The organism is Mesorhizobium sp. M7A.F.Ca.ET.027.02.1.1, from assembly GCF_004022985.1.
Classification (GTDB): Bacteria; Pseudomonadota; Alphaproteobacteria; order Rhizobiales; family Rhizobiaceae; genus Mesorhizobium.
Genome location: NZ_RZOL01000454.1, coordinates 1 through 4,596, shown reverse-complemented (window position 1 = coordinate 4,596; position 4,596 = coordinate 1). Strand labels below are relative to the sequence as shown.

General features: G+C 65.1%; 4 protein-coding genes. 3 read left to right on the top strand and 1 reads right to left on the bottom strand.

All coding sequences use genetic code 11. The features are described from left to right. Positions 1-113 precede the first annotated feature (113 nt). Positions 114-1,391 (bottom strand): 4-aminobutyrate--2-oxoglutarate transaminase, encoded by a 1,278-nt coding sequence (locus EN749_RS31095; protein WP_023811424.1) that lies wholly within the window; start codon positions 1,389-1,391, stop codon positions 114-116. Positions 1,392-1,633: 242 nt separating this feature from the next. On the opposite strand from EN749_RS31095, the gene EN749_RS31090 reads away from it, so the two are divergent. From EN749_RS31090 to EN749_RS31080, 3 genes are all read left to right on the top strand, one after another. Continuing rightward, positions 1,634-2,773, top strand: coding sequence for an efflux RND transporter periplasmic adaptor subunit (locus EN749_RS31090; protein ID WP_128364588.1), 1,140 nt, complete (start codon positions 1,634-1,636; stop codon positions 2,771-2,773). Continuing rightward, on the top strand, positions 2,770-3,849 hold the full coding sequence (locus tag EN749_RS31085; protein ID WP_127807974.1) for an efflux RND transporter periplasmic adaptor subunit: 1,080 nt from the start codon (positions 2,770-2,772) through the stop codon (positions 3,847-3,849). Before EN749_RS31090 ends, EN749_RS31085 begins: the two co-directional genes overlap by 4 nt. Then, a partial coding sequence (locus EN749_RS31080; RefSeq protein ID WP_145991070.1) for an efflux RND transporter permease subunit occupies positions 3,846-4,596 on the top strand: 751 nt, incomplete at its 3' end. The genes EN749_RS31085 and EN749_RS31080, both read left to right, overlap by 4 nt.

The window sequence follows — 4,596 nt, the reverse complement described above, 5'->3', positions numbered from 1 at the left end:
CCGCTTACCCACCCCCTTGTGGGGAGGGTCGCTGCGAAGCAGCGGGGTGGGGGTGGGCGCCAAGCCCCACCCGGACCTTCGGCCCGACCTCCCCACAAGGGGGAGGTAGAAGTTCAGGCGGCGCAGACTTCGCGGATCGAGCTTTCCAGGATGTCGAGTGCTTCGTTCATGACTTCGTCCTGGATGGTGATCGGCGCCAGGAAGCGGATGACGTTGCCGTAGACACCGCAGGTCAGCAGGATCAGGCCCTTGTCGAGCGCCTTCAACCGGATCGCATTGGCGATCTCAGCCGACGGCAGGCCCTTCTTGACGTCGTTGAACTCGACCGCATTCATGAAGCCGAGGCCTCTGATGTCGACTATCTCGGGCACGTCGTCACGGATCGACTGCAGCCGCTGCTTCAGTCTGGCGCCCAGCGTGTTGGCGCGGTCGCACAGGTTTTCGTCCTCGATCACGTCGAGCACGGCGTGCGCGGCGGCAACACCGATCGGGCTGCCGCCATAGGTGCCGCCGAGCCCGCCGGGGCCGGGCGCATCCATGATTTCGGCGCGGCCGGTGACCGCGGCCAGCGGGAAACCGCCGGCCAGGCTCTTGGCCATGGTGGTGATGTCTGCGGCCACCTCATGGTGATCCATCGCAAACATCTTGCCGGTGCGGGCAAAGCCGGTCTGCACTTCGTCGGCGATCAGCAGCATGCCGTGCTGGTCGCAAAGCTTGCGCAGCGCAACCAGGAAGTCACGCGGCGCGTCGTAGAAACCGCCTTCGCCCTGAACCGGCTCGATGATGATGGCTGCGACGCGGGCCGGATCGACATCGGCCTTGAACAGCCGGTCGAGCGCGGCCAGCGAGTCGGCGACCGAGACACCGTGCAGCGGCACCGGGAACGGCGCATGATAGACGTCGCCCGGCATGGCGCCGAAGCCGACCTTGTAGGGCACGACCTTGCCGGTCAGCGCCATGCCCATGAAGGTGCGGCCATGGAAGCCGCCGGCGAAGGCGATGACCGCCTGACGGCCGGTGGCATTGCGGGCGATCTTGATCGCGTTCTCTACCGCCTCCGCCCCGGTGGTGACGAAGATCGTCTTCTTCTCGAACTTGCCGGGCAGCATGCCGTTCAGCCGTTCGGCCAGGCGCACATAGCTCTCATAGGGCACCACCTGGTGGCAGGTGTGGGTGAAGCGGTCGAGCTGTGCCTTGACCGCCTCGATCACCCTGGGATGGCGATGCCCGGTGTTGACCACGGCGATGCCCGAGGAGAAATCGATATAGCGACGCCCCTCGACATCCCAGATTTCCGAATTTTCAGCCCGGTCGGCATAGATCTGCGTGGTCATGCCGACGCCGCGGGAAATCGATTGGTTCTTGCGTTCGGAAATGGCTGAATTCTTCATCGTATCCTCACCGGGCCGGCGCCCGTCCTGTTTGATGCCGTTGAGACGTCTTCTGACCTTATTTCACGTTTTCCTCAAGTCGGCACCACCGGCAGGCGATTGGGCCTGCGGTGGGCAGATCCGGCGCTTAACCAGTCAGGCGATACACGTACGAGACCGGTTTCCTTTTCCCGGGGATCGACTATCCTCTGGATGTCCACGAGGCATCGCGCTCAGCGGGCGGCCCGCGGCCGGGGGAGCCCATGAGCAGGAACGTGACTTCGCCCGTCTCGCAGCCATCGGTCCAAGCTCCCGGTCTTTTGTCTTTTCCAGCCGCCCCGGCGCTTTTCGCCTGCACGGCTGCGCTGCTTTTGGTCGGCTGTCAGAAGCAGGAAGCGGTGGACAAGAAACTGCAGATCATCGTGCGCACCGAAACGGTGGCGATGGCCGACTATGCGCCAAGGACCTCGCTGACCGGGGTGATCGCGGCGCGCACGCTGAACAATCTGTCGTTCCGGGTCGGCGGTCGCGTCGCCGAACGGTTTGTCGATGTCGGCCAGCATGTCGATCAAGGCACGGTGCTCGCCCGGATCGATCCGCAGGAGCAGGAATCCGATTTGCGCTCGGCGCAGGCCGATCTCGACGCGGCGCAGGCGCAATTGACCCAGTCCGCCGCCGCCTTCGAACGGCAGAAGACGCTGCTCGCCCAGGGTTTTACCACCAGGCGCGATTATGACGCCGCGGACCAGGCCCTGAAGGTGGCACAAGGCAGCGTCGAAGCCGCGCAGAGCGCTTTCTCCAACGCCCAGCAAAACCTGTCCTTCACCGAGCTCAAGGCCGGTGCCGCCGGCGTGATTACCGCCCGCCAAGTCGAAACCGGCCAAGTGGTGCAAGCCGCGCAAACCGTCTTCACCGTCGCCGAGGACGGTGACCGCGACGCCGTGTTCAACGTGCAGGAGACGCTGATCGCCAAGGCACCGGCGTCGCCTGCGGTGACGATCACGCTGTTGTCCGATCCGCAGGTCAGGGCGACGGGCAAGGTCCGCGAAATCTCGCCTGCGGTCGACCCGGCTTCGGGCTCGATCCGGGTCAAAATCGCCATTCCCGACACGCCCGCCGGCATGCCGCTTGGGGCAGCCGTCATCGGCACGGTAAGCGCCAAGCCGGCGAAGGCGATCCTGCTGCCTTGGCAGGCGCTGACGTCCAGCGGCGGCAAGCCGGCGGTCTGGATCGTCGATCCCTCGACCAAGGCAGTGACGATGGCGCTGGTCGAAGTGCTGGCGTTCAATTCGGGCACGGTCGTGATCGCCAAGGGGCTGGACGCGGGCCAGAGCGTCGTCACCGCTGGAGGACAGCTGCTCAGCCCTGGACAGACGATCGAGATATCGGGAGCGGGCCAATGAGCCGGACGCCACGCATCCTGCTCGGCGTGCTCATGCTCGGCGCGCTGGCGTCCTGCTCCAAGTCGGAGGAAAAGCCGCCCGAGATCGTCCGACCGGTGCTGTCGATGGTGATCGAGCCGCGCACCACGCAAATCTTCGGTTTTGTCGGATCCGTCGAACCGCAGGTCAGCGCCGACCTGGCCTTCCGCCTGCTTGGCCGGGTCGTCTCGCGCGACGTCCAGGTCGGCGACATCGTCAGCAAGGGCACGACGATAGCGGCACTGGATCCGACCGCACTGGAGTTGGGCCTCCAGGCGGCCAAGGCGGAACTGTCCAATGCCGAGGCGCAGCTCGCCAACGCCGCCGCCAGCGAGGAACGGCAGCGCCAGTTGCTCGCCTCGGCCAACGCCACGCAAGCTGTCTTCGATGCCGCGCAGCAGGCGCGCAAAGCTGCGGAGGCAGGTGTCGAGCGGGCCAAGGCTTCGCTTGCCAAATCGCAGGAACAGCTCGGCTATGCCAGGCTGTTCTCTGATTTCGACGGTGTCGTCACCGCGGTCGGCGCCGAAGTTGGCCAGACGGTCTCGCCCGGCCAGACCGTCGTCACCGTGGCGCGTTCGGACCTGCGCGAGGCGGTGGTCGACATTCCCGATCAATTGACCGGTGATCTTGAGGCCGGCACGCCCTTCCAGGTGATCCTGCAGTCGCTGCCGACGATCCAGACCGGGGCCAAGCTGCGCGAGATCGCACCGCAATCCGAGGGCTCGACCCGCACGCGGCGCGTCAAGCTGACGCTCACGGATCCGCCACAGGCCTTCCGGCTCGGCTCGACGGTGACGGCGACCCGCGTGACCAAGGTGGCACCGACGATAGAACTGCCCATGTCGGCGCTGTTCGAAAAGAATGGTGCCGCGAAAGTGTGGATCGTCGACCCGCAGACATCCAGCGTGAACGCACGCGACATAAAGGTCGCGTCGAAGAATGGCGGCACCTTCACGGTGGCCGAGGGGCTGGAGGCCGGCATGCGTGTTGTCACGGCGGGCGTCCACAGCCTGAGCGAAGGCCAGAAGGTGACAGTGCCCGAGGGAGGGGCCTCATGAAAGGCTTCAATCTCTCCGACTGGGCGCTCAACCACCGCTCCATGGTCTGGTATTTCATGCTTGTCTTCGTCGTGGCTGGCGTGTTCTCCTACCTCAATCTCGGCCGTGAAGAAGACCCCAATTTCACCATCAAGACGATGATCATCCAGGCCAACTGGCCGGGCGCCTCGGTCAGGGAAACCGTGCAGCAGGTGACCGACCGTATCGAGAAGAAACTCGAGGAACTCGACAGCCTCGACTACACCAAGTCCGTCACCACGGCCGGCCAGACCGTCATCTTCGTCAACCTGAAGGACACCACCAAGGCACGCGATGTCGTGCCGAACTGGATTCAGGTGCGCAACATGGTCAACGACATCGCGGCGCAGTTTCCGCAGGGGGTGCAGGGACCCTTCTTCAACGACCGCTTCGGCGACGTCTATGGCAACATCTACGCCTTCACATCGGACGGGCTGACGCCGCGCCAGTTGCGCGACCATGTCGAGGACGCCAGAACAAAAATCCTGACCGTGCCCAACGCCGGCAAGGTCGACCTCGTCGGCGCCCAGGACGAGGCGATCTATCTCGAATTCTCGACCCGCCAGATCGCCGCCCTCGGACTCAACCAGCAAGCGATCGTGGCGAGCCTGCAGGCGCAGAACGCGATCACGCCGTCCGGCGTCATCCAGTCCGGGCCGGAGCGCATCAGCGTGCGTGTCGGCGGGCAGTTCACCTCCGAGGACAGCCTGCGCGCCATCAATCTGCGGG